Origin of the sequence: Paraburkholderia sp. MM5477-R1 (genome assembly GCF_050436385.1) — a bacterium.
In the GTDB taxonomy this organism is placed as follows: domain Bacteria; phylum Pseudomonadota; class Gammaproteobacteria; order Burkholderiales; family Burkholderiaceae; genus Paraburkholderia; species Paraburkholderia tuberum.
The window spans coordinates 290,321-311,178 of record NZ_JBNDMC010000010.1 but is presented as its reverse complement, the minus strand read 5'-3'; the positions used below and the strand labels follow the sequence as shown (position 1 = coordinate 311,178).

15 protein-coding genes and 4 pseudogenes are annotated in these 20,858 nt (G+C 62.7%); 15 read left to right on the top strand and 4 right to left on the bottom strand.

Going from position 1 to position 20,858, the window contains the following annotated elements; all coding sequences use genetic code 11:
* Nucleotides 1–348 precede the first annotated feature (348 nt).
* The 4 genes and pseudogenes from OKW35_RS45250 to OKW35_RS45235 all read left to right on the top strand — a co-directional run.
* Nucleotides 349–705: pseudogene (locus tag OKW35_RS45250) on the top strand (molybdopterin-dependent oxidoreductase); the annotation flags it as partial.
* A gap of 725 nt (nucleotides 706–1,430) precedes the next feature.
* The gene (locus OKW35_RS45245) at nucleotides 1,431–2,618 is read left to right on the top strand and encodes an ATP-binding protein (protein ID WP_429555459.1); all 1,188 of its coding nucleotides are present in this window, start codon (nucleotides 1,431–1,433) and stop codon (nucleotides 2,616–2,618) included.
* Nucleotides 2,606–3,061 (top strand): response regulator, encoded by a 456-nt coding sequence (locus OKW35_RS45240; RefSeq protein WP_090809426.1) that lies wholly within the window; start codon nucleotides 2,606–2,608, stop codon nucleotides 3,059–3,061. Before OKW35_RS45245 ends, OKW35_RS45240 begins: the two co-directional genes overlap by 13 nt.
* On the top strand, nucleotides 3,061–4,974 hold the full coding sequence (locus OKW35_RS45235) for an ATP-binding protein (protein WP_429555458.1): 1,914 nt from the start codon (nucleotides 3,061–3,063) through the stop codon (nucleotides 4,972–4,974). Before OKW35_RS45240 ends, OKW35_RS45235 begins: the two co-directional genes overlap by 1 nt.
* Nucleotides 4,975–5,147: 173 nt before the next feature.
* On the opposite strand, the pseudogene OKW35_RS45230 reads toward OKW35_RS45235, so the two are convergent.
* The 3 genes and pseudogenes from OKW35_RS45230 to OKW35_RS45220 form a co-directional block, all read right to left on the bottom strand.
* Nucleotides 5,148–5,285 (bottom strand): annotated as a pseudogene (locus tag OKW35_RS45230) (transposase); the annotation flags it as partial.
* Nucleotides 5,286–5,387: 102 nt separating this feature from the next.
* A complete protein-coding gene (locus OKW35_RS45225; protein WP_429555457.1) occupies nucleotides 5,388–6,431 on the bottom strand; it encodes an alpha/beta fold hydrolase in 1,044 nt (347 codons plus the stop codon).
* A gap of 40 nt (nucleotides 6,432–6,471) precedes the next feature.
* Nucleotides 6,472–7,755 carry an epoxide hydrolase family protein gene (locus tag OKW35_RS45220; RefSeq protein WP_429555456.1) on the bottom strand — a complete coding sequence of 428 codons (1,284 nt, stop codon included), beginning with the start codon at nucleotides 7,753–7,755 and terminating at the stop codon, nucleotides 6,472–6,474.
* Nucleotides 7,756–7,963: 208 nt separating this feature from the next.
* Between OKW35_RS45220 and OKW35_RS45215 the strand changes: the two genes are divergently transcribed.
* On the top strand, nucleotides 7,964–8,923 hold the full coding sequence (locus tag OKW35_RS45215) for a GlxA family transcriptional regulator (RefSeq protein ID WP_429555455.1): 960 nt from the start codon (nucleotides 7,964–7,966) through the stop codon (nucleotides 8,921–8,923).
* Between the two features lie 26 nt (nucleotides 8,924–8,949).
* On the opposite strand, the pseudogene OKW35_RS45210 reads toward OKW35_RS45215, so the two are convergent.
* Nucleotides 8,950–9,123 (bottom strand): annotated as a pseudogene (locus OKW35_RS45210) (PLP-dependent aminotransferase family protein); the annotation flags it as partial.
* Between the two features lie 9 nt (nucleotides 9,124–9,132).
* On the opposite strand from OKW35_RS45210, the pseudogene OKW35_RS45205 reads away from it, so the two are divergent.
* From OKW35_RS45205 to OKW35_RS45160, 10 genes and pseudogenes are all read left to right on the top strand, one after another.
* Nucleotides 9,133–9,486 (top strand): annotated as a pseudogene (locus OKW35_RS45205) (acetyl-CoA C-acyltransferase); the annotation flags it as partial.
* Nucleotides 9,487–9,752: 266 nt separating this feature from the next.
* The gene (locus OKW35_RS45200; protein WP_429555454.1) at nucleotides 9,753–12,224 is read left to right on the top strand and encodes a glucose/quinate/shikimate family membrane-bound PQQ-dependent dehydrogenase; all 2,472 of its coding nucleotides are present in this window, start codon (nucleotides 9,753–9,755) and stop codon (nucleotides 12,222–12,224) included.
* Nucleotides 12,225–12,700: 476 nt separating this feature from the next.
* The gene (gene gltS / locus OKW35_RS45195) at nucleotides 12,701–13,903 is read left to right on the top strand and encodes a sodium/glutamate symporter (RefSeq protein WP_429403504.1); all 1,203 of its coding nucleotides are present in this window, start codon (nucleotides 12,701–12,703) and stop codon (nucleotides 13,901–13,903) included.
* A 42-nt stretch (nucleotides 13,904–13,945) separates the two neighbouring features.
* Nucleotides 13,946–14,806, top strand: a complete 861-nt coding sequence (locus OKW35_RS45190; RefSeq protein WP_429555453.1) for a class I SAM-dependent methyltransferase — start codon at nucleotides 13,946–13,948, stop codon at nucleotides 14,804–14,806.
* 110 nt (nucleotides 14,807–14,916) lie between these two features.
* A complete protein-coding gene (locus tag OKW35_RS45185) occupies nucleotides 14,917–15,378 on the top strand; it encodes a hypothetical protein (protein ID WP_184060580.1) in 462 nt (153 codons plus the stop codon).
* A gap of 122 nt (nucleotides 15,379–15,500) precedes the next feature.
* Nucleotides 15,501–16,505, top strand: coding sequence for an AraC family transcriptional regulator (locus OKW35_RS45180; RefSeq protein WP_184060581.1), 1,005 nt, complete (start codon nucleotides 15,501–15,503; stop codon nucleotides 16,503–16,505).
* Between the two features lie 212 nt (nucleotides 16,506–16,717).
* Nucleotides 16,718–18,520, top strand: coding sequence for an acyl-CoA dehydrogenase (locus tag OKW35_RS45175; protein WP_184037059.1), 1,803 nt, complete (start codon nucleotides 16,718–16,720; stop codon nucleotides 18,518–18,520).
* A 71-nt stretch (nucleotides 18,521–18,591) separates the two neighbouring features.
* Nucleotides 18,592–19,341: an electron transfer flavoprotein subunit beta/FixA family protein gene (locus OKW35_RS45170; RefSeq protein ID WP_429555452.1), complete on the top strand. Its 750-nt coding sequence runs from the start codon at nucleotides 18,592–18,594 to the stop codon at nucleotides 19,339–19,341.
* A 13-nt stretch (nucleotides 19,342–19,354) separates the two neighbouring features.
* Complete coding sequence (locus OKW35_RS45165) at nucleotides 19,355–20,302, top strand: electron transfer flavoprotein subunit alpha/FixB family protein (RefSeq protein WP_429555451.1); 948 nt, start codon at nucleotides 19,355–19,357, stop codon at nucleotides 20,300–20,302.
* A gap of 84 nt (nucleotides 20,303–20,386) precedes the next feature.
* On the top strand, nucleotides 20,387–20,857 hold the full coding sequence (locus tag OKW35_RS45160) for a MaoC family dehydratase (protein WP_184060589.1): 471 nt from the start codon (nucleotides 20,387–20,389) through the stop codon (nucleotides 20,855–20,857).
* The last annotated feature ends 1 nt before the right edge of the window (nucleotide 20,858 follow it).

Genomic DNA, 20,858 nt, shown 5'->3' with positions numbered 1-20,858 from the left:
AGTTAGGCACCCACAACATAAATGAGCCGGCATTTCAGCCGCGTCGAATGACACCAGAAAACTCATCCTGGTCGGTCCGTATGGAGCGTCAGAAACTGATTGCCTGCCGGGAATGCGATCTGCTATTTCGCAAACCTTCGCGTCTGAAAGGGCAGGTTGCCAGCTGTTCGCGCTGCGGTGCGAGCCTGAAAGGGATGCATGGCACCGGGCTGCCGCTTGACTGGATCTGCGCTGTGACCCTTGCAGGTTGATTACTTTTTGTATAGCGCAGGCTTTCCCTGTCATAGAACTCAAAGCTAAGGGTATGGCGTCCGAGGCCACGCTGTTCGGCGCGGTGCAGTCGCTTTGGATACCGAAAGTACCGACAGGGCCTATGCGGGATTCGAGGGGACTCCGCGGCGCCTGTGGGCCAAGGAACTCGGCATTGAGTTCGTTCATATCGACCCGCACTGCAACCCCACCGCGCAGTTGCTGGGCGGGCGCTGGATTCCGGTCCGACCGCAAACCGATGCTGCTCTCGCCACCGCCATCATGTATGTGTGGGTCGTGGAGGGCCTGTACGACGAGGATTACATCGCCACCCGCACGACCGGGTTCGACGAGTGGAGGGCCTATCTTCCGGGCGAAACCGACGGCGTTCCCAAGACGCCCGAGTGGCAGGAGGGCGAAACCGGCGTGCCCGCCAAGGACGTCCGTGCGCTTGCCATCAACCCGAATCCGATGCACGTTGAGGCGAATTCGGTCAACGCGTTTCGGCCAACGCAAGGCAGCGACATAACGGTCTTCGGCTTTCGTGTCTACGCCGTGCTTGGGTACGAGCAGGACGACGGGACGTTCAAGAAGGGCCGCGGCAATGCGTTCGCGGGCCCGCTGTACGGCGCTGTGCTGTCCGCTCCCAGCGACGCGGTCGAATCGCGCGTGCGCGATGCTGGCAGCAACGCTACCGTGCGCATGGTGATTCCGTTGTTGCTGACCGCGGTGGTCTGCAGCCCGTCTTGACGCGCGGCGTCCGTACCTTCACGGTGCAAGGCTTCCTGTCTGCCACGCCTCTTCGGCGCCGAAGTCAGGCTGGAGCCTGCCAATGACCGCTTCTCCAGAGAGCCGAATGGGTACTTCCGACCCATTGAACCCGGCACCCCATCTGCGGCAGCTACTGAACCCCTGAGCTGCCATTCGCCGATTTGCTTATCCATGTTTGTCAAGCGGTGTTGAGCGGTTTAACGGAAGACTTCTGGCGGTCTATTTGGCAGACGAATCGTTGGTGGACCACACCCGCACCATCGCGATGATCGAGGCGGACAACGGGCACAAGCATGAGCCGGCTCGCCAACGCATCCGCGTTGGGGCGTCCCCGCCTGCTCAACGATCGGAACCGGGACGACTATAATTTTTAGTTCAGGGGATCCGCACCTTTGGCAATGAGGCGAAGCTTGGCGCACTTGCACCTGGACTTGCAAAGTCGCTCACCGATTCTGCGCTACGGCTTATCCGTCGTCTGCGTTGGGGCTGCACTTGGGCTGGCGCTCGTGTTCCGGTTCTTCGGGATCCACGACATCTACGGGTCCCCTTTCAACTTCGCCATCGGGGTTGCTTGCTGGTACGGAGGGGTAGGACCTTCCGTGCTGGCAGTCGTGCTATCGGCGGCATCCTACGATTATTTTCTTTCTGCGCCGCTGTACACCATCGGTCTTCAAAGCAAAGATTTTCCGCGTTTTTTAGTTTTCACGGCATGGGGCTTGATCTTTGCCGGTTTCGTCGCTGCTCGACGGCGAATCGAAACTGAGCTTCGTCACACCAGCGATCGCCTTCAGGCCGAATTGCAACAGAGTCAGCATAAAGAAAGCGAGATTCACAGGCTCAATCAGGAAGTCACCGCGCGGGCTGAGCAGCTTGAAACGAGTAACAAGGAACTGCAATCCTTCGCCTATTCCGTCTCGCACGATCTACGTGCGCCACTTCGCCATGTGATCGGATACTCCGAGCTACTACAAAAACAGGCGGCCTCTTCGCTCGATGATAAAAGTCGTCGCTACATACAAACGATTGTCGACGCGGCAAAAAGAATGAGTAACCTGATCGACGATTTGCTGGCCTTTTCCAGGGTCGGACAGGTGGAGACCACAAAGACGCCGGTGAGCCTCGATCAGCTCGTCAAGGAGGTCGTTGCGGAGATCGGGCAAGAAACGAGCGGGCGAGACATTGTATGGACAATCAACCCTCTGCCGGTCTGCTACGGGGATCGTTCCATGCTCCGACTGGTTATCGCCAACCTCGTCGCCAATGCGGTCAAATTCACACGCATGCGAACGCGGGCCGAAATCGAGATTGGTTGCGTGGACCCAAATAAAGACGTGGTGGAGGTGTTTGTGAAAGATAATGGTGCAGGCTTTGACATGCGGTATGCGCATAAACTGTTCGGCGTTTTTCAACGTCTGCATCTCCCGGAGCAGTTTGAAGGTACTGGCATCGGACTAGCTATCGTTCAACGCATCATCGTCCGCCACGGAGGCAAGGTCCGTGCAGAGGGGGGGGTGGATCAGGGCGCTACTTTCTATTTTTCAGTGCCTAAGGCACACGGTGCAACGGCAAAGACTGCGAGGACACCATGGACCAACTAGGACGCATTCTGCTCGTCGAGGATGACCCGAGAGACGTCGAACTCACTCTGGCCGCGCTGTCAGACTGTAACCTGGCAAACGAGGTAGTGGTTGCCAGAGACGGACAGCAAGCCTTGGATTACCTCTATTGCAGGGAGGAATTTGTCGATCGCTACGACGAGAACCCTTCAGTCATGTTACTGGATCTGAAACTCCCCAAGGTCGATGGCTTGGAAGTCCTGGACACAGTGAAGTCGGACGAACGTTTGAAGCTCATTCCCGTGGTGGTGCTCACATCGTCGCACGAAGAGAAAGATATGATGCGAAGCTATAAACTCGGGGTAAACGCGTACGTAGTAAAGCCGATCGACTTTCATGAATTTATAAATGCCATCAAGGAGCTAGGCGTATTCTGGGCACTGATCAATGAGCCGCCGCCAGGCAGCATGAGGAAGGGGCAATAATGTCGGGGCTTCGCATTGTGTTGCTGGAAGATAACGCGAATGACGCCGAACTCATTCAAGAGTTCCTTCAAGCCGATCATCTCTGCTGCGAAATCGTTCGCGTGCAATCGCGTGCGGACTTCGAGGCTGCGTTGAAAACCGTTGGAATCGACCTGATTCTCGCGGATTACAAACTTCCGGCGTTCGACGGCCTCTCGGCATTGGAGGTCACTCTGCGCGAACGTCCCGAGGTGCCCTTTATCCTGGTTTCCGGCACGCTTGGCGAAGAACTGGCGGTAGAGGCGCTGAAGAGTGGCGCTACCGATTTCGTTCTGAAGACGCGGCTGTCGAGGCTCGTGCCCGCAGTGCGGCGCGCGCTGCGCGAAGCAAGTGAGCGAGCCGAACGCAAGAACGTCGAGCAGGCGCTACACCGGAGCGAGATGTATCTGGCGGAAGCCCAACGACTGAGCCACACAGGGAGTTTTGGCTGGTACCTGTTGAGCGGCGAGATCTATTGGTCAGATGAGACTTATCGAATATTCGAGCTCGACGCTGCCATCAAGCCCACCGTGCAGGCCATCATCGACCGGACGCATCCGGACGATCGTGTCCGTGTGCAGCAAATCATTGACCGCGCCGCAAGCGAAAGGAAGGCATTTACGGTCGAGCATCGTCTGCTGATGGCTGATGCTTCTATCAAGTATGTTCGAGCTGTGGCGCATGGCGTGAGCGGCTGTGATCCGGATCGCTTCCGTTTCGTGGGCGCGGTAATGGATATCACCGAGCGCAAACGCACCGAACAAACACTGCTCGAACGCGAGTCGAAGATCCGGCGCCTCGTGGATGCCAACATCATCGGCATCATTGTCTGGAATTTCGATGGTGAGATTCTCGAGGCCAATGACGCATTTCTGCGCATCGTGGGATACGAGCGTGAAGATATAGGCTCAGGTCGCGTAGGCTGGAGGGATCTGACGCCGCAGGAATGGCTCCCGCGCAGCGAACGGGCCCTGGTGGAGGCCGGGCAGACGGGGCGCGCCCAGCCTTACGAGAAGGAGTACATCAGGAGAGACGGTAGCCGTGTGCCCGTTATGGTCGGTTTGGCCACGTTTGACGCAAGCGGGACGGAAGGTGTGGCATTCGTCGTGGATCTGACCGAGCGCAAGCGTGCCGAAACCGAAGCCCACGAGAGCGAGCTGCGTTACCGGGAGGTGCAAAGGGAGCTGGCGCACGCGAACCGTGTCGCGACCATGGGCCAACTCACGGCCTCGATCGCTCATGAAGTCAACCAGCCGATCGCCGCGACGGTCACCAACGCCCAGGCGGCGCTGCGATGGCTCGCCGGCCAGCCTCCTGAAGTCGAGAAGGCCCGGCAGGCGCTCGGCCGGATCGTCAACGACGGTAACCGAGCGGGGGACGTAATCGGCCGCATCCATGAACTGATCAGGAAGACGCCGCCACGGAAGGAACCGGTGGACATCAACAAGGCAATCCGCGAGGTGATTGAGCTCACCCGTGGCGAAGCGTGGAAGCACGGCGCCTTGGTGCAGACGCATCTCGCGGACCGATTACCGCTAATTGAAGGAGATCGGGTCCAGTTGCAACAAGTCCTCCTTAATTTGCTCATCAACGCGATGGAGGTTATGAGCGGTGTCAGCGATGGCGTGCGGGAATTGCTCATCAGCACGGCAAGAGCCGACTCGGGCTGTGTACTCGTGACGGTGCTCGATTCGGGGCCTGGCTTTGCCGCGGACAGTGCCGAGCGCCTTTTCGCTCCTTTCTACACCACCAAGCCGACCGGTTTGGGGATGGGGCTGCCGATCTGCCGTTCGATCGTCGAGGCACACGGCGGCCGATTGTGGGCAAGCGCGAACGTGCCGCGCGGCGCGATCTTTCAATTCACGGTGCCCGCCCATCCAGACGCTTCATCGTAACTGCGAGCAGCACGAGAACTTCCTCGCGCTGCTGTCCGTCCGTTGGCCAAGGCAGAGATGCTATGTGGGACTACCCAAGCCAGACCCGTCTAGGGCAACGCTAATTAAGTCCACCGAACTGGTACGTCAGGCGTCAGAGATCGGATCGAACGAGGAAGGCGAAACAGGATGAAGCAGGCGAAGTCGGCCAGATTGAACCAGTGCTGCACGAAGTGGATCCGCAGCATGCGCTCAAGACCAATAGGCGGGCGGCCATTGCCGCGCTTCGGATAATTCGGCTCGATCACCGCGCACAGTTGCGCCCATGGCACCTCGGCGTCGCCGGGTGCAAGTCCCTGGGAAAATGAGTCCGATCGAGTGCATGTTCGCGCGCCGCATACTGAGGTGCGCGAACATCCACATCGGCTTCGACGCTAGTAGCGCGCCACTTCGATTATCGCGTCCGCAAACGCCTGCGGTGCTTCTTGCGGCAAATTGTGACCGATGCCGCCTCCGATCGTACGTTGCGTGTATCTGCCGACGAATTTCCTCGCATACGACGCGGGATCCGGATGAGGGGCGCCGTTCGCGTCGCCTTCCAGCGCGATCGTCGGCACATTGATGACAGGCGCTGCCGCGAGACGCTTCTCCAGCGCCTCGTATTGGGGCTCCCCATTCGACAGACCTAGACGCCAACGGTAATTGTCGACTACGACGGCAACGTGGTCCGGGTTCTCGAACGCGCTCGCCGAGCGCTCGAAAGTTGCATTGTCGAAGCTCCATTTCGGCGACGCGAGTTGCCAGATCAGCTTCGCAAAGTCATTCCGGTTCGCTTCATAGCCCTTCCTGCCGCGCTCGGTGGCGAAGTAGAACTGATACCACCACGCGAACTCCGCCTTCGGCGCCAACGGCTGGGTGCCGACGCCCTGGCTGCCGATCAGATACCCGCTCACCGACACCAGCGCCGTGCACCGTTGCGGCCACAGCGCCGCGACGATATTTGCCGTGCGCGCTCCCCAGTCGAAGCCGCCGAGAATCGCGTGCTGGATCTTTAACGCGTCCATCAGCGCGATGACGTCGACAGCGAGCACGGACTGCTGAGCGTTGCGGATCGTCGCGGACGAAAGAAAACGTGTCGTGCCATAACCGCGCAAGTGTGGAACGATCACCCGATAGCCCGCCGATGCGATCCGCAGCGAAGCGTCGGCGAAGCTGTGGATGTCGTATGGCCAGCCATGAAGCAGTATCACCACGGGACCGTCGGCGGGTCCGACTTCGGCATAGCCGATGTTCAGAACGCCGGCGTCGATCTGCTTGATCGTCGCGAACGATGCTGGTCGCGGCGCATCGCTACCGTTTGTATTTCCTGCAACAGACTGCGCATTCGCCCAGCCGTTCAAACCGAGATTGAGCGCGCCGACGCCGATGGCGGCGCTCCCGAGAAGGCGTCGACGACGCCTGTTGATTTCATCCGACATTGCGAATCTCCTTCGAACCTTACGCCGTGCGAGACAGCGATCAGCGCAGCGACCTGAAGGCAGCGCGAATTTCTTCCGAGAAAAGTTGCGGTTGTTCCCATGCCGCGAAGTGGCCGCCCTTGTTCACTTCGTTGAAGTAGATGAGGTGGTGATAGCTGCGCTCGGTCCAACTGCGGGGCGCCTGATAGATCTCGCCGGGAAACACCGTCACGGCGGCTGGGATCGAGATGTTCACGCTATTGAAGTTGTTCGCGTTGTTGGTCCAGTACAGCTGCGCCGCCGACGTGGAGGTATTGGTCAGCCAGTACAACGTGATGTCGTCGAGCATCTCGTCTTTGGTCAATGACCGTTCAGGATCGCCGCCGCTGTAGGTCCAATCCGCGAATTTGTCGTACATCCACGCAGCCTGCCCGACCGGAGAGTCCGCGAGCGCATAGCCGATCGTCTGCGGACGTGTGACCATCATCGCCGCATAGCCGCCGCCGCGCGTGTACAGATTGTTCAGCGACTGGTAGGCGATTTTCTCCTTGTCGGAAAGTCCGCGCGGCGGCGGATCGCCTGCCTTCAGCCGTTTTGCGATTTCGGGCGGGACAGTCGCTGGCATGTTGACGTGAATGCCGAGCAAGCCCGGCGGCTTTTGCGCGGCCATCTTGTCGGCGATCACCGAGCCCCAGTCTCCGCCCTGCGCGACGTAGTGCTGATAGCCCAACCGCCGCATCAGTTCTTCCCACGCTCGCGCGATGTGATCAGGCGTCCAGTCGGCCGTTGCCGGCTTGCCCGAAAACCCATATCCGGGCATCGATGGCAGAACCAGATCGAACGAATCCTCCGCCCGTCCTCCGTACGCTAGCGGGTCAGTCAACGGTCCGATCACCTTGAGCTCTTCGAAGACCGAGCCGGGCCAGCCATGCGTCATGATGAGCGGCAACGCACCGGGATTTTTCGAGCGTACCCAGATGAAGTGAATATCGACGCCGTCGATCGTGGTCACGTACTGCGGCAGCGCGTTGAGCTTCGCTTCAGCGTTGCGCCAGTCGTAGTCGGTGCCCCAATACTGCACGAGCGCCTGCAGCTTCGCCAGCTGCGCGCCTTGCGACCGATCCGTCACCGTCTCCGGTTGCGGCCAGCGCGTCTGCGCGATGCGTTGCTTCAGGTCGGCTAGCTGCGCGTCGGAAAAGTGCGCCGTGAACGGTCGGATCGCCGTGTCGTCCGTCGACGCAGCCGACGTCGCGGCCGCTTCGGCCGCAAGCGCGGTCGCCGGCAAGTTCGCGATGGCGGGCGCCGCCATCAGCGCGGTGACGAGTAGGGATTTGAGGACTTTCATGAGGAGTTCTCCTGACCTGCGATAAGGAAACGGTGACTAGAATGGGAACTGAAAGAGTCGGTCGACCGCTGGTGCGGAAGGATCGTCGAGGGCCGCTTATTCGCGTTCAATCAAATCCGCGCATCCATAGCGCATTTATATGGGCGGCCGCCGAGATCGCAAAGGACGTAGAAACTACGGTTTCAGGACACCACTCAAAGGAATCGCCGTGCCGTCAGTCGCGTTCGTCGTGTTCGATGGGTTTCACGCCATGTCGCTCGCCGCGCAGCCGGTGTTTTCGTTTGCCAATCGGAAATTCGGTGAATCGTTCTACGAAGTACTCACGCTGTCGGAACATGGCGCGCCGGTCAGAGCGATCGGTGGTCCCACGGTGATGACCGAACCCTTCGAAGAGCGAACGTTCGACACGGTCCTTTTCACGGGCGGCGATCCGGGCGGCGATCCGGGCGCGGCGCGGCCGTCCCATGGGCTGCTCGCCTACGCACGTCACAGCGCGGCGACGGCCCGGCGCGTCGCCGCTATTTGCACGGGCGCCTTCGTGCTGGCCGAAGCGGGCCTTCTCGACGGCAAGCGCGCCACCACGCACTGGGTCTATGCGTCCGCGCTGCGGAAGCAGTTTCCGCGCATCCGTGTGGAGGAAGACCGGATTTACGCGGTCGACGGTTCGATCTGGACGTCGGCGGGCATGACGGCGGGAATCGATCTCGCGTTGGCGCTGGTCGAGGCCGATCTGGGCGTGGAGGTTGCGAGATCGGTCGCGCAAACGCTCGTCGTTTCTCATCGACGCGCCGGTGGTCAGTCCCAGCATTCGGCGTTGCTGGAACTCGATGCGAAATCGGATCGCATTCAGTCCGCGCTGACGTACGCGCGGAAGAATCTCGCGCAACCGCTGCTGGTGGAACAACTGGCCGAAGTGGCGCGGCTCAGCCCGCGTCAGTTTAGCCGCGCGTTCCGGGCGGAGACGGGGCAATCGCCCGCCAAGGCCGTCGAGAGACTGCGTCTCGAAGCCGCGCGGCTCATGCTGGAAAGGAGCCGCCATACGGTCGAACAGATCGCCCAGCAGACCGGATTTTCCGACCCGCGCCGCATGCGCGATGCGTTCACTCGAGCGTTTGGACAACCGCCACAGGCGATACGTCGCAATGCGCGCTGGGCCGCGCCGGGATGATGGGGGCGGCCCAGCGCAGTCTTCGATCAGTAGGTCTGGTCGGCAATGACCCGCGCGACCGTTTGCAGCGACTGCTCGAGCGTCGTCAAGCTGACCGAGCCGAGCGCGAGCCGGATCGCGTGCGGTACGTGCGCCGACGCGGCGAACGGATGCGCGGTCGAAACGGCGATCTTCTCGCGCCTCAGGGCCATGGCGATCGCCTGGCGCAACGCGGCGCATTCGATGCCGAACTCGTCGCCGTCGAAATAGAAGGGCGCAAGGGCAGCATCCAGTTCACGCGCGACGAGCAGCCGCGTCCGGAAACGACCGTGGAAACGCTGGCAAAGCTGCGTCCCGCGTTCCGTCCCGATGGCATGATCACGGCGGGCAATGCGCCCGGCCTGAACAGCGGTGCGGCGGCAATGGTCGTGGCCGAGCGCGGTTATGCCGACGCCAGGGGCATCGAAGCGAGTGCGCGTCTTGCGGCTTTCGGCATCGCCGCCGTCGAGCCCGGCATGTTCGGTCTCGGTCCCGTGCCGGCCGTGCATATCGCGTTGGAGCGAGCGGGCTGGAAGCTCACCGATCATCGCTGTGGCGCAGCATGATTCAATTGACCGTCGCCAACGAAGCGGCATATCTTGAGCATTGCCGACGCTACGCTCTCGACCACCTGGGCCAACAGGTCAGATAGCGAAGTATCGGTTGCATGTCCGCGGCAGGTTCGATCTCATCGCTGCACGCGCGATAACGCGCGAGAAGTCACGCGCCTGCATCGAACAACAGGACAGACCAGGCCCATCTTTTGCGGTCTGCGCGCGCACGTCGTTCTTGATTAGGGTGGAAGATCATCATGTCGAGACAGCCCGGTTGGTCAGTCGTCATCGGTGCAATCACACTTGTGTTTCTCGCGCTCACTTCGCTTTACCTCGTGATCGGCGGAGCATGGCTGATTGCCGTAGGCGGGTCGTGGTACTACCTGATCACGGGCCTGCTGCTCGCAGTAGTGACGTGGTTGCTTTACCGGCGCAAGCCCGCTGCGCTCGTTCTCTATGCGCTCGTGATGATTGCGACGGCGGTCTGGGCACTGTGGGAGTCCGGCACGGACTTCTGGGCATTGGCTCCGCGCTCCGGGGTGCTGGTCATTTTCGGCGTGTGGCTACTGCTGCTCGTGAGCTGGCGGATGGAGGGCGCACGCGGGCTCGGCATTGGTTCGCTCGTCGTTGCATTGGCTGTCTGGGCGGGCGTGCTCGTCTACGCGAACTTCAACGATCCGCAAACGGTCAACGGGAGCTTCAGTGCGGCATCGGCGGCCCCCGCAGAGACCGGTGATAGCGCCGCCGACTGGCCGGCCTACGCGCGCACCCAGGCCGGTACCCGCTATTCCCCGCTGACTCAAATCACGCCTGCAAACGTCAAGGACTTACAGGTCGCGTGGACCTTCCGGACCGGGGATAGCAAAGGCCCCAACGACCCCGTCGAGATTACGGACGAAGTCACGCCGATCAAGATCGGCGAGACCTTGTTTCTATGCTCGCCGCATCAGATCCTATGGGCGTTGGATGCGCGGACCGGCAAGTTGAAATGGAAATTCGATCCGCAGCTGAAGGCCGATCCGTCGTTCCAGCACGTGACCTGCCGTGGTGTGTCTTACGTCGATCTTTCCGCGGCCGGTCCCGCGCCGACGGCTGATCAGCCCTCGGGCGCATCGGCCGCTGCGCCGGAGCAGCAGGCAGCGTCCGCCGCGGCGCCCGCTCAGCAGCAACCGGCGTCTGCGCCCGCTGCGACTGCCGCGACCGCCGGGGCCTGCATGCGCCGCATCTATCTGCCCGTCAATGATGGCCACCTGTATGCGCTCGACGCGGAGACAGGGGCGCTGTGCAAAACCTTTGCCAACGGCGGCGATCTCGATCTCCAGCACAACCAGCCGGTGACGACCCCCGGCATGTATGAGCCGACCTCGCCGCCGGTCATCACGAACGACGTGATCGTCGTCGCGGGCGCGGTCGAGGACAACTATTCGACGCGCGAGCCGTCGGGCGTGATCCGCGGCTTCGATGTGCGTTCCGGCGAACTGCTGTGGGTGTTCGACCCGGGCGCGAAGGACCCGAATCAGAATCCTCCCGCCGGCGGTCACTACACGCTAACGTCCCCGAACTCGTGGGCGCCCGCTGCATACGATCCCAAGCTGGACATCGTCTATCTGCCGATGGGCGTGACCACGCCGGACATCTGGGGCGGCAACCGGACGGCGGAGCAGGAGCGTTTCGCGAGCGGCCTGCTCGCGCTGCACGCGTCGACGGGCAAGCTCGCGTGGTTCTATCAGACGGTCCACCACGACCTGTGGGACATGGACCTGCCATCGCAGCCCACGCTCGCGGACATTACCGACGTCAAGGGCAATACCGTGCCTGTCGTGTATGCGCCGGCCAAAACCGGCAACCTGTTCGTGCTCGACCGGCGCACGGGCGTGCCGGTGGTGCCGGCTCCGGAGCGTCCGGTGCCGCAGGGTGCGGCGCCCGGCGACCATGTTTCGCCTACCCAGCCGTTCTCCGGACTGACCTTCCGGCCATCGAAGGATCTCACCGATGCCGACATGTGGGGCGCCACGATGTACGACCAGCTGGTATGCCGGATCATGTTCCACAAGCTGCGCTATGAAGGCACCTTCACACCTCCATCAGAGCAAGGAACGCTGGTCTTTCCGGGCAATCTCGGCATGTTCGAGTGGGGCGGCATGGCGGTCGACACAGATCGCCAGATTGCGGTCGCCAATCCGATTGCGCTGCCGTTCGTTTCGCGGCTGATTCCGCGTGGCCCGGGCAATCCGATTCAGCCGGTACCGGGCGCGAAAGGTTCGGGGACGGAGACTGGAATTCAGCCGCAATACGGCGTTCCGTTCGGCGTGACACTGAATGCGTTCATGTCGCCGGTCGGTCTTCCTTGCAAGCAACCTGCCTGGGGCTTCATTTCGGCGATCGATCTGAAGACCAACCAGATCGTATGGAAGAAGCGGATCGGAACGGTGCGGGACAGCTCACCGCTTCCGTTGCCGTTCAAGATGGGGATGCCGATGCTCGGCGGCCCGATCATCACGGCGGGCGGCGTGGCGTTCATCGGCGCGACGGCCGACAACTACATTCGCGGCTTCGACGTGAACAACGGCAGGCAGCTCTGGCAGGCGCGTCTGCCCGCCGGCGGGCAGGCAACGCCGATGAGCTATTCGGTCAACGGACGTCAGTTCGTGGTGATTGCGGCAGGCGGTCACGGCTCATTCGGTACGAAGCTCGGCGACTACGTGATTGCCTATGCGTTGCCGCAATAGCAAAGCGGTGAAGCAGGGTGGACGTGCGTGGACAGGACTGCCACGTCCACGCACGGCAATGCGGTCATCTGTTTGACACTGACTTGCGGCGGACGGCGAACTGCTCGCCGCCGGCGGTAGAGAATTGGTTTCATGACATCTCCTGGTTGGGTGGCATCCGATCAATACTTGCGACGCAATCAGACAGCGCTCGTCGGGCTATCCTGCAGAGCTACGCATCTCCTGTTCCCGCTACATTGAATTCACGTCAGTGCGAGAATCTGTCGGTCACTCCGTGTACTGAGAAACCCAATATGGGCTCCGACCTTGCCGGATAAAACCCAAGGAAAAACATACTTTGCCCGGACGGATTGGCTAAGATGTCGCAGGTTCGCGCGCGCTCCGGATGACGACAAAGCCTTGCCGCATTCCGATGCGCCGCGGCGTCGCGCCGGGAAAACAGAAAACGTTGTCACGCTCCCGCTCGGAGGCCATTCATGACTATTGGCGTATATGCCACGCTGGTCGCGACGTCGCTCGTGCTGCTGCTCGGCGAAAAGCTCGTGCAGTGGATCGGCGTGCTAAGGACCTATTCGATTCCGGCGCCGGTGGCAGGCGGGCTCATCGTCGCGATCTGCGTGCTGATCACGCGCCTCACCACCCACGTGCAGGTCAGGTTCGATTCGACGTTGCAGGCGCCGCTGATGCTCGCGTTCTTCTCGACGATCGGTCTGAATGCGCATCTATCGAGTTTGAAGGCGGGCGGCCCGGTGTTGATCCGCTTTCTCGCGCTGGTCTGCGGGCTGCTGATCCTGCAGAACGTGGTCGGCTTGCTGCTCGCGTTCGCCCTCGGCGTCGATCCGCTGCTTGGGATTCTCGGCGGCTCGGTCACGTTGTCGGGCGGCCACGGTACTGGCGCCGCGTGGAGCCAGATCTTTACCGAGCGTCACGGACTGGAGTCGGCGACCGAGATCGCGATCGGCTGCGCGACGTTTGGCCTCGTGATGGGCGGCGTGCTCGGCGGTCCGATCGCACGGCTGCTGATGCGGCGGATCAGCGCCGACGAGTTGCTGCGCGTCAAACAGCTAAAGGACGAAACGCTGGTCTTCGAAGAACCGAAGGCGCAGCAGGCCACCACGCCCGCCGCGATCATCACGACGCTCGCGCTGATCTCGATCTGCCTCGCGGGCGGCGAAATGTTTGCCGACTGGATCGCGGACACCGCGTTCGAATTGCCGACGTTCGTCTGCACGCTGTTCATCGGCGTGATCCTGAGCAACGTGCTCGCGCTCGTGCGTGTGCGGATCGACCAGCACGCGGTCGCGCTTGTCGGCAACGTCGCGCTCGCGCTCTTTCTCGCGATGGCGCTGATGCGGCTCGACCTCTGGGGGCTTGCCGCGCTCGCGGTGCCGATCATCTCGATCCTCGCGGCACAGACGCTGCTGATGGCGCTCTACGCGGTATTCATCACGTTCCCCGCGATGGGCCGCAACTACGACGCGGTCGTCTTGTGCGCGGCGCAATGCGGCCTCGGACTTGGCGCCACGCCGACCGCGATCGCGAACATGCAGGCGATCACGAACCGCTTCGGCCATTCTCATATCGCGTTCCTGATCGTGCCCTTGACGGGCGCGTTTTTCATGGACATCGTCAACGCGATCGTCATCAAACTGTTTCTCGCGCTGCCGTTGTTCCATTGAGCAGCGGTGGCATTGGCACCTCAACCCAAGCGGGCAAATACCATGAGCGATCCACGACACATCGCACCCGACAGCACCGCCGCGCGCGTCGCGTTATGGCGTGCGCTGCACGTGCAGGCCGACGCGCCGCCGCACGTGCTCGAAGACGAAGTCGGCTTGCAGTTGCTGGCACCCGCCGAAGACTGGCGCAGCCGTGGCGACATGGATCCGCGATTCACGCGGCCGTTTCGCGCGTCGATCGTCGCGCGCGCACGCTTTATCGAGGATCTGGTCGTCGAGCAGACCGGGCGCGGGGTGGATCAATACGTGATTCTGGGCGCCGGTCTCGACAGCTTCGCGCAACGCCGGCCCGACATTGCGTCGCGGCTCACCGTGTACGAGGTCGACCCGCCGGGACCGCAAACGTGGAAGCGTCAGCGGCTCGGCGAGCTTGGTTTCGGCCTGCCGGACTGGCTGCGTTTCGTGCCGGTCGACTTCGAAGCGGGCGATAGCTGGCGGCAGCGTCTCGTCGCCGAAGGCTTCGACGAAAGCAGGCCGGCCGTCGTCGTGTCGACCGGCGTCAGCATGTATCTGACGAAAGAGGCGAATGCGGCGACGCTGCGCGAAGTGGCCGGGCTGGCGCGCGGCTCGACGTTCGCGATGACGTTCCTGTTGCCGCTGGAGATGGCGGACCCGGACGTGCGCCCCGGACTCGAAATGGCAGAGAAGGGCGCGCGTGCGAGCGGTACACCGTTCATCAGCTTCTTCATGCCGCAGCAGATGATCGCCATGGCGCGCGCAGCGGGCTTTGACGACGCGCGGCACGTGTCCGCGGCCGATCTGACGCAGCGCTACTTCGCGGCTCGAACGGATGGGCTGCGACCGCCGGGCAATGCGGAGGAGTTGCTGGTGGCGAACACCTAAGGGCGATGACGCCAACCGAACTTACCAACCCGGCATGTGAGTCGTGAATACGCAATCGCTTTCCCCGCACCGCTATAATCGCGCTCGACCATGGCCTCCGAAGTCTACTCATGAAAAAGATCGCTGCCTTCGCACTCGTCGCATGTGCACTCGCCGCCTGCTCGTCCCCGGAAAAGCAGGCGCAGCGCGCCCAGCAGGAGATCCTTCATAGCGAGCCGAACCTTCGCGCCGCGCAACGCGACGCGGTGATCGACTGCACACCGGCGAATTGCGATGCCGCGTGGGCGGCGACGAAACGCTATATCGAGCAGCATTCCGACACGCACGTGATCCGCGCGGACGCGGTCGCGATCGATACCGACGTGCCCGACGATTCGGGCAAAGCCGCTTTCTCAGCGACCCGCGCGAACAAGAGCACGGGCGGCGCGACGCTGTCGCTGTTCGCGCAGTGCCGCGGCATGTATGGGCCCGACAGCGCGAAGGGCGACGACTATGACGCGTGCGCCGAGAAGATCCTGAAGATTCAGAACGGCTACGTGCCATATCTGCGCTCGCACGCATCGGCGCAATAGGCGGCAAGCTACCGGAACCACGGGGCCCCGAACGCGGCACTCGCGTAGCGATTCGCCGAACCCTCGCCACGATGCGGCGGGAGGCGCTATGCTGATGCGTCTTCGCCTCGCGGAACCTTCTCATGCAAGCTCCTGGCGCAACCGTACCGATCTCGCTCGTCAACGGGTTCCTCGGCAGCGTCGGGACGCGGCCGGATATCGTCGACCGGCATCTGTCGGGCGCGAACATTCCGCGCGCGCTTCTGGACCAGCCTGGAGCGCGCGTCACCGAGGAACAGTTCTCCACGCTCTACCGCTCGCTCGCGATCGAACTCGACGATGAGATGCCCGGCGTTTTCTCGCGCCCGCTGCGCAGCGGCGCGCTGAAGTTTCTTTGCCTGAGCCTGCTGGATGCGCCGAATCTCGAATCCGCGATGCACCGGTTCGGCCAGTTCTTCCATCTCGTGCTGGACGACTTCCGCTTCGAGTCGCGCCGCGGCGACCTCGTCGCGAGCCTGGCGCTGCGTCCGGGAAGCACGGGAGCGCAACCCAGCATGCTGGGCCAGGAGCTGATGCTGAAGCTTGCGCATGGGATCGCGTCCTGGCTGATCGGTCAACGGATTGCGTTGTTGCAGGTGCAGTTCGCCTTTCCCCGTCCCGCTCACGCGCTCGAGTATCTTTATCTGTTTCCCGGACCGGCGAAGTTCGACTGCAATCAGACCTCGATGCAGTTCAGCAGCAGCTATTTCGACCTGCCCGTGCGTCAGCGCAAGGCGAACCTGCGCAGGTTTCTCGCTCGCGCGCCGGAAGACTGGATCTTCGTTTCGTTCAACGAGCAGTTGTTCAGTCATCGCGTGCGGGAACATCTCGCGTCCCGGCTGCCCGACGTCCCGTCCATCGAAGAGGCGGCGGAAGGCCTGCACTGCTCGGTCAGAACGCTGTGCCGTCATCTTGCCGCCGAAGGCACGGCGTTCCAGATGCTCAAGGACGAATTGCGCCGCGACATCGCGATCCAGCGCCTGACGGGCACGCGCGAGCCCATCGCCATCATCGCGGGCGACGTCGGCTTCGGCGACCCCACCGCATTCCACAGAGCGTTCCGTCACTGGACCGGCAGCACCCCGGCGGCCTATCGCCGGGGTGGCTGATCGCGTCATATCGAAGCGTCGGCAACACCCGCCGACGCAGTTCCCACGGGGCGCTTACTCCCTCCGACGTGGCCAGAGATGTCAATAGATCGTCCGGTTTGGACAACCGGGCAGGGCCTGTCCGACGCTACGATTCAGCCATACGTTACCCCGGCCGCATCGGTGCCAGACGGGTGACTTTCCCTACGGACTATCTGATCGGAAGAATGGTAATGAGCTACGTCGCGCCTCTCAAAGAAATGTTGTTTGCACTCACGGAACTGGCCGGAATCGACCAACTGGCGGGCTTGCCCGGCTGCGAGGACGCAACCGCCGACACCGCTCGTGCGGTGCTCGAAGAGGCCGCGCGGCTGCACGAAGGCGTGCTCGCGCCGCTGAACGTCGACGGCGACCGCAGCCCGAGCACCTGGAAGGACGGCGTGGTGACCGCCACGGCCGGTTTCAAGGACGCGTTTCGCCAGTTCAGCGAAGGCGGCTGGCAGGGTTTGCAACATCCGTCTGAATACGGCGGTCAGGATCTGCCCAAGCTGCTGTCGACGCCCTGCATCGAAATGCTCAACGCCGCCAACCTGTCGCTGGGGCTGTGCCCGCTCCTGACCGACGGCGCGATCGAAGCGCTGCTGACGGCAGGTAGCGAGGAGCTGAAGCAGCGCTACGTGCCGAAGATGATCGCAGGTGTTTGGACCGGCACGATGAATCTGACCGAGCCGCAAGCCGGCTCCGACCTCTCGCTCGTGCGCAGCCGCGCCGAGCCGCAGGGCGACGGCTCGTACCGGATCTTCGGCACGAAGATTTTCATCACCTGGGGCGAGCACGACATGACGGAAAACATCGTGCATCTGGTGCTCGCACGCACGCCGGGCGCGCCTGAAGGCGTGAGAGGCATTTCACTGTTCGTCGTGCCGAAGGTCCTCGTCAACGAAGACGGCTCGCTCGGCGAGCGTAACGACGTGCATTGCGTGTCGATCGAGCACAAGCTCGGCATCAAGGCGAGCCCGACCGCCGTGCTGCAGTTCGGCGATCACGGCGGCGCGATCGGGCAGCTCGTCGGCGAGGAGAACCGCGGTCTGGAGTACATGTTCATCATGATGAACGCCGCGCGCTTCGCCGTGGGGGTACAGGGCGTGGCGATCTCGGATCGCGCGTACCAGCAGGCCGTCGCGTATGCGAAGGAGCGCGTGCAGAGCCGTCCCGTGGATGGCTCCGCGAAGCAGTCGGTCGCCATCATCCAGCATCCCGACGTGCGGCGCATGCTCTCGACGATGCGCGCGCTGACCGAAGGCGCACGCGCTCTGGCCTATGTGTCGGCGTCGCATTGCGATCTCGCGCATCGTCATCCGGACGGCGCGACGCGCGCGAATCATCAGGCGATCTACGAATACCTGGTGCCGATCGTGAAGGGCTGGAGCACGGAGATGTCGCTGGAGGTGACGAGTCTCGGCGTGCAGGTGCACGGCGGCATGGGCTTCATCGAGGAAACCGGCGCCGCGCAGTACTACCGCGATGCGCGCATTCTGCCGATCTACGAAGGCACGACGGCGATCCAGGCCAACGACCTCGTCGGCCGCAAGACCATGCGCGACAACGGCGAGGTGGCCGGGATGCTGCTCGCGCAGATCGACGCGACCCTGGCCGCGGTGCAAGCGCACCCCTCGTATGGTTCGAGCGCGGCTTTTCAGGCGATGCATCGTCATCTGTCCGCCGGCCGCGAGGCGCTGTACAGCGCGGTGCGCTACGTGGTCGAGAACGTCAAAAGCGATCCGAATGCGGTGTTCGCCGGCAGTGTGTCCTATCTGATGCTCGCGGGTATCGTGCTCGCGGGTTGGCAAGTCGCACGGTCGCTCGTGCTGGCGGCCGACAAGCGCGACGAAGATCCGTCCTTCCATGACGCGAAGATCGCGACCGCGCATAGCTACGCGACGCAGGTGCTGCCTCGTGCAATCGCGCTCGAAGCGGCGGTTCGCGGCGCTCGCGATGGCGAAGGCGCGCTGGCGCTGCGCGAAGACCAGTTCTGATCGATCAACGGACGTAATGTGTCATTCAAAGCGGTAGGGCTCGGCCCTATCGGTGTGGGAAGGAGAGTGTCGTGAGAGTTCTTGTAGCAGTCAAGCGAGTGGTCGACTACAACGTGAAGGTCCGCGTGAAATCGGACGGTACGGGCGTCGATATCGCGAACGTGAAAATGTCGATGAACCCGTTCGACGAAATCGCGGTTGAAGAAGCGGTGCGTCTGAAGGAAGCGGGCGTCGCGACCGAAGTGATCGCCGTGTCGGCCGGTGTTGCGCAGGCGCAGGAAACGCTGCGCACCGCGCTCGCCATCGGCGCGGATCGCGCGATCCTGATCGAATCGAACGAAGACCTGCAGCCGCTCGCCGTCGCGAAGCTGCTCAAGGCGCTCGTCGACAGGGAGCAGCCGCAGCTGGTGATCCTGGGCAAGCAGGCCATCGACGACGACTCCAACCAGACCGGCCAGATGCTCGCCGCGCTCGCGAATCTGCCGCAGGCGACGTTCGCGTCGAAGCTTGTCGTGGCGGACGGCAAGGCGACGGTGTCGCGTGAAGTGGACGGCGGCGCGGAAACGCTGTCGCTGACGCTGCCGGCCGTGGTCACGACCGATCTGCGCCTGAACGAGCCGCGCTACGTAACGCTGCCGAACATCATGAAGGCGAAGAAAAAGCCGCTGGAAACGCTCAAGCCCGAAGACCTCGGCGTCGATGTCGCGCCGCGTCTGAAGACGCTGAAAGTCGCCGAGCCGCCGAAGCGTTCCGCCGGTGTGAAGGTGCCGGACGTGAAGACGCTGGTCGAGAAGCTGAAGACCGAAGCGAAGGTGCTGTGAGGAGACCCGAGAAATGACGAACCTGATAATTGCAGAACACGACAATGCGTCGATCAAGGCCGCGACGCTGAACACGATCGCAGCGGCACAGAAGATCGGCGGTGATATTCACGTGCTGGTCGCGGGACATAACGCGCAGGGCGCGGCCGATGCGGCCGCGAAGATCGCTGGTGTCAGCAAGGTGCTGCTCGCCGATGCGCCGCAACTGGCCGCAGGCCTCGCGGAAAACGTCGAAGCGACGGTGCTGACGCTTGTGCAAGATGCGGCGAAGCACTACACGCATATCCTCGCGCCGGCCACCGCCTACGGCAAGAATGTCGCGCCGCGTATCGCCGCGAAGCTCGACGTCGCGCAGATCAGCGACATCACGGCAGTGGATAGCGCCGACACGTTCGAGCGTCCTATCTACGCGGGCAACGCAGTCGCGATCGTGCAATCGGCTGATCCGATCAAGGTCATCACCGTGCGCTCGACCGGTTTTGATGCCGTCGCGGCCGAAGGCGGCAGCGCAGCGGTCGAGAAGATCGAAGCGGCAGCCGACGCAGGCCTCGCGCAGTTCGTGAGCCGCGAAGTGACGAAGCTCGATCGTCCGGAACTGACGAGCGCGAAGATCATCGTGTCGGGTGGCCGTGGTCTGGGCAATGGCGAGAACTACATGAAGGTGCTGGAACCGCTGGCCGACAAGCTCGGCGCGGCACTGGGCGCATCGCGTGCGGCGGTCGACGCGGGCTTCGTGCCGAACGACTATCAGGTCGGTCAGACCGGCAAGATCGTCGCGCCGCAACTGTACGTCGCGGTCGGCATCTCGGGGGCGATCCAGCACCTCGCCGGCATGAAGGACTCGAAAGTCATCGTCGCGATCAACAAGGACGAAGAAGCGCCGATTTTCAGCGTGGCCGATTACGGCTTGGTTGGCGATCTGTTCACCCTCGTGCCGGAACTCGAGCAGGCGCTCGGCTAACCGCATCCAGCGGTTAGCGTCCGGCACAACGCGCAGTACGTGCCAGAAGAGAGGGCAAATACGCGCCCAGCAAGCGGAATAATCATGAATGAGCTTAACGGATACGATTTCGAAGACCTGCAACCGGGCATGAGTGCCCGGTTCGCCAAGACCATCACGGAGGCGGACATTCTGCTCTTCGCGGGCGCGTCGGGAGACATCAACGCGGTTCACATCAACGAGGAGTTTGCGCAAACCACACCCTTCAAGGGGCGCATCGCTCACGGCATGTTGACCGCCAGCATCATCTCCGCGGCGATCGCGGGGCGGCTGCCGGGCCCGGGCACGATCTACCTCGGCCAGAACCTGCGCTTCAAGGCGCCGGTTCGACCCGGCGACACCGTGCAGGCCGAAGTGACCGTCAAGGAACTGATTCACGACAAGCGCCGCGTGGTGCTGTCCACCGTTTGCACGGTCGGCGGCAAGGTGGTGATCGAAGGCGACGCCGTGGTCATGCCGACAACCTGCCGCGACCGTGTCGTCGCGGACGCGGCTTGCGCCGTCGGCAAAGCATGAT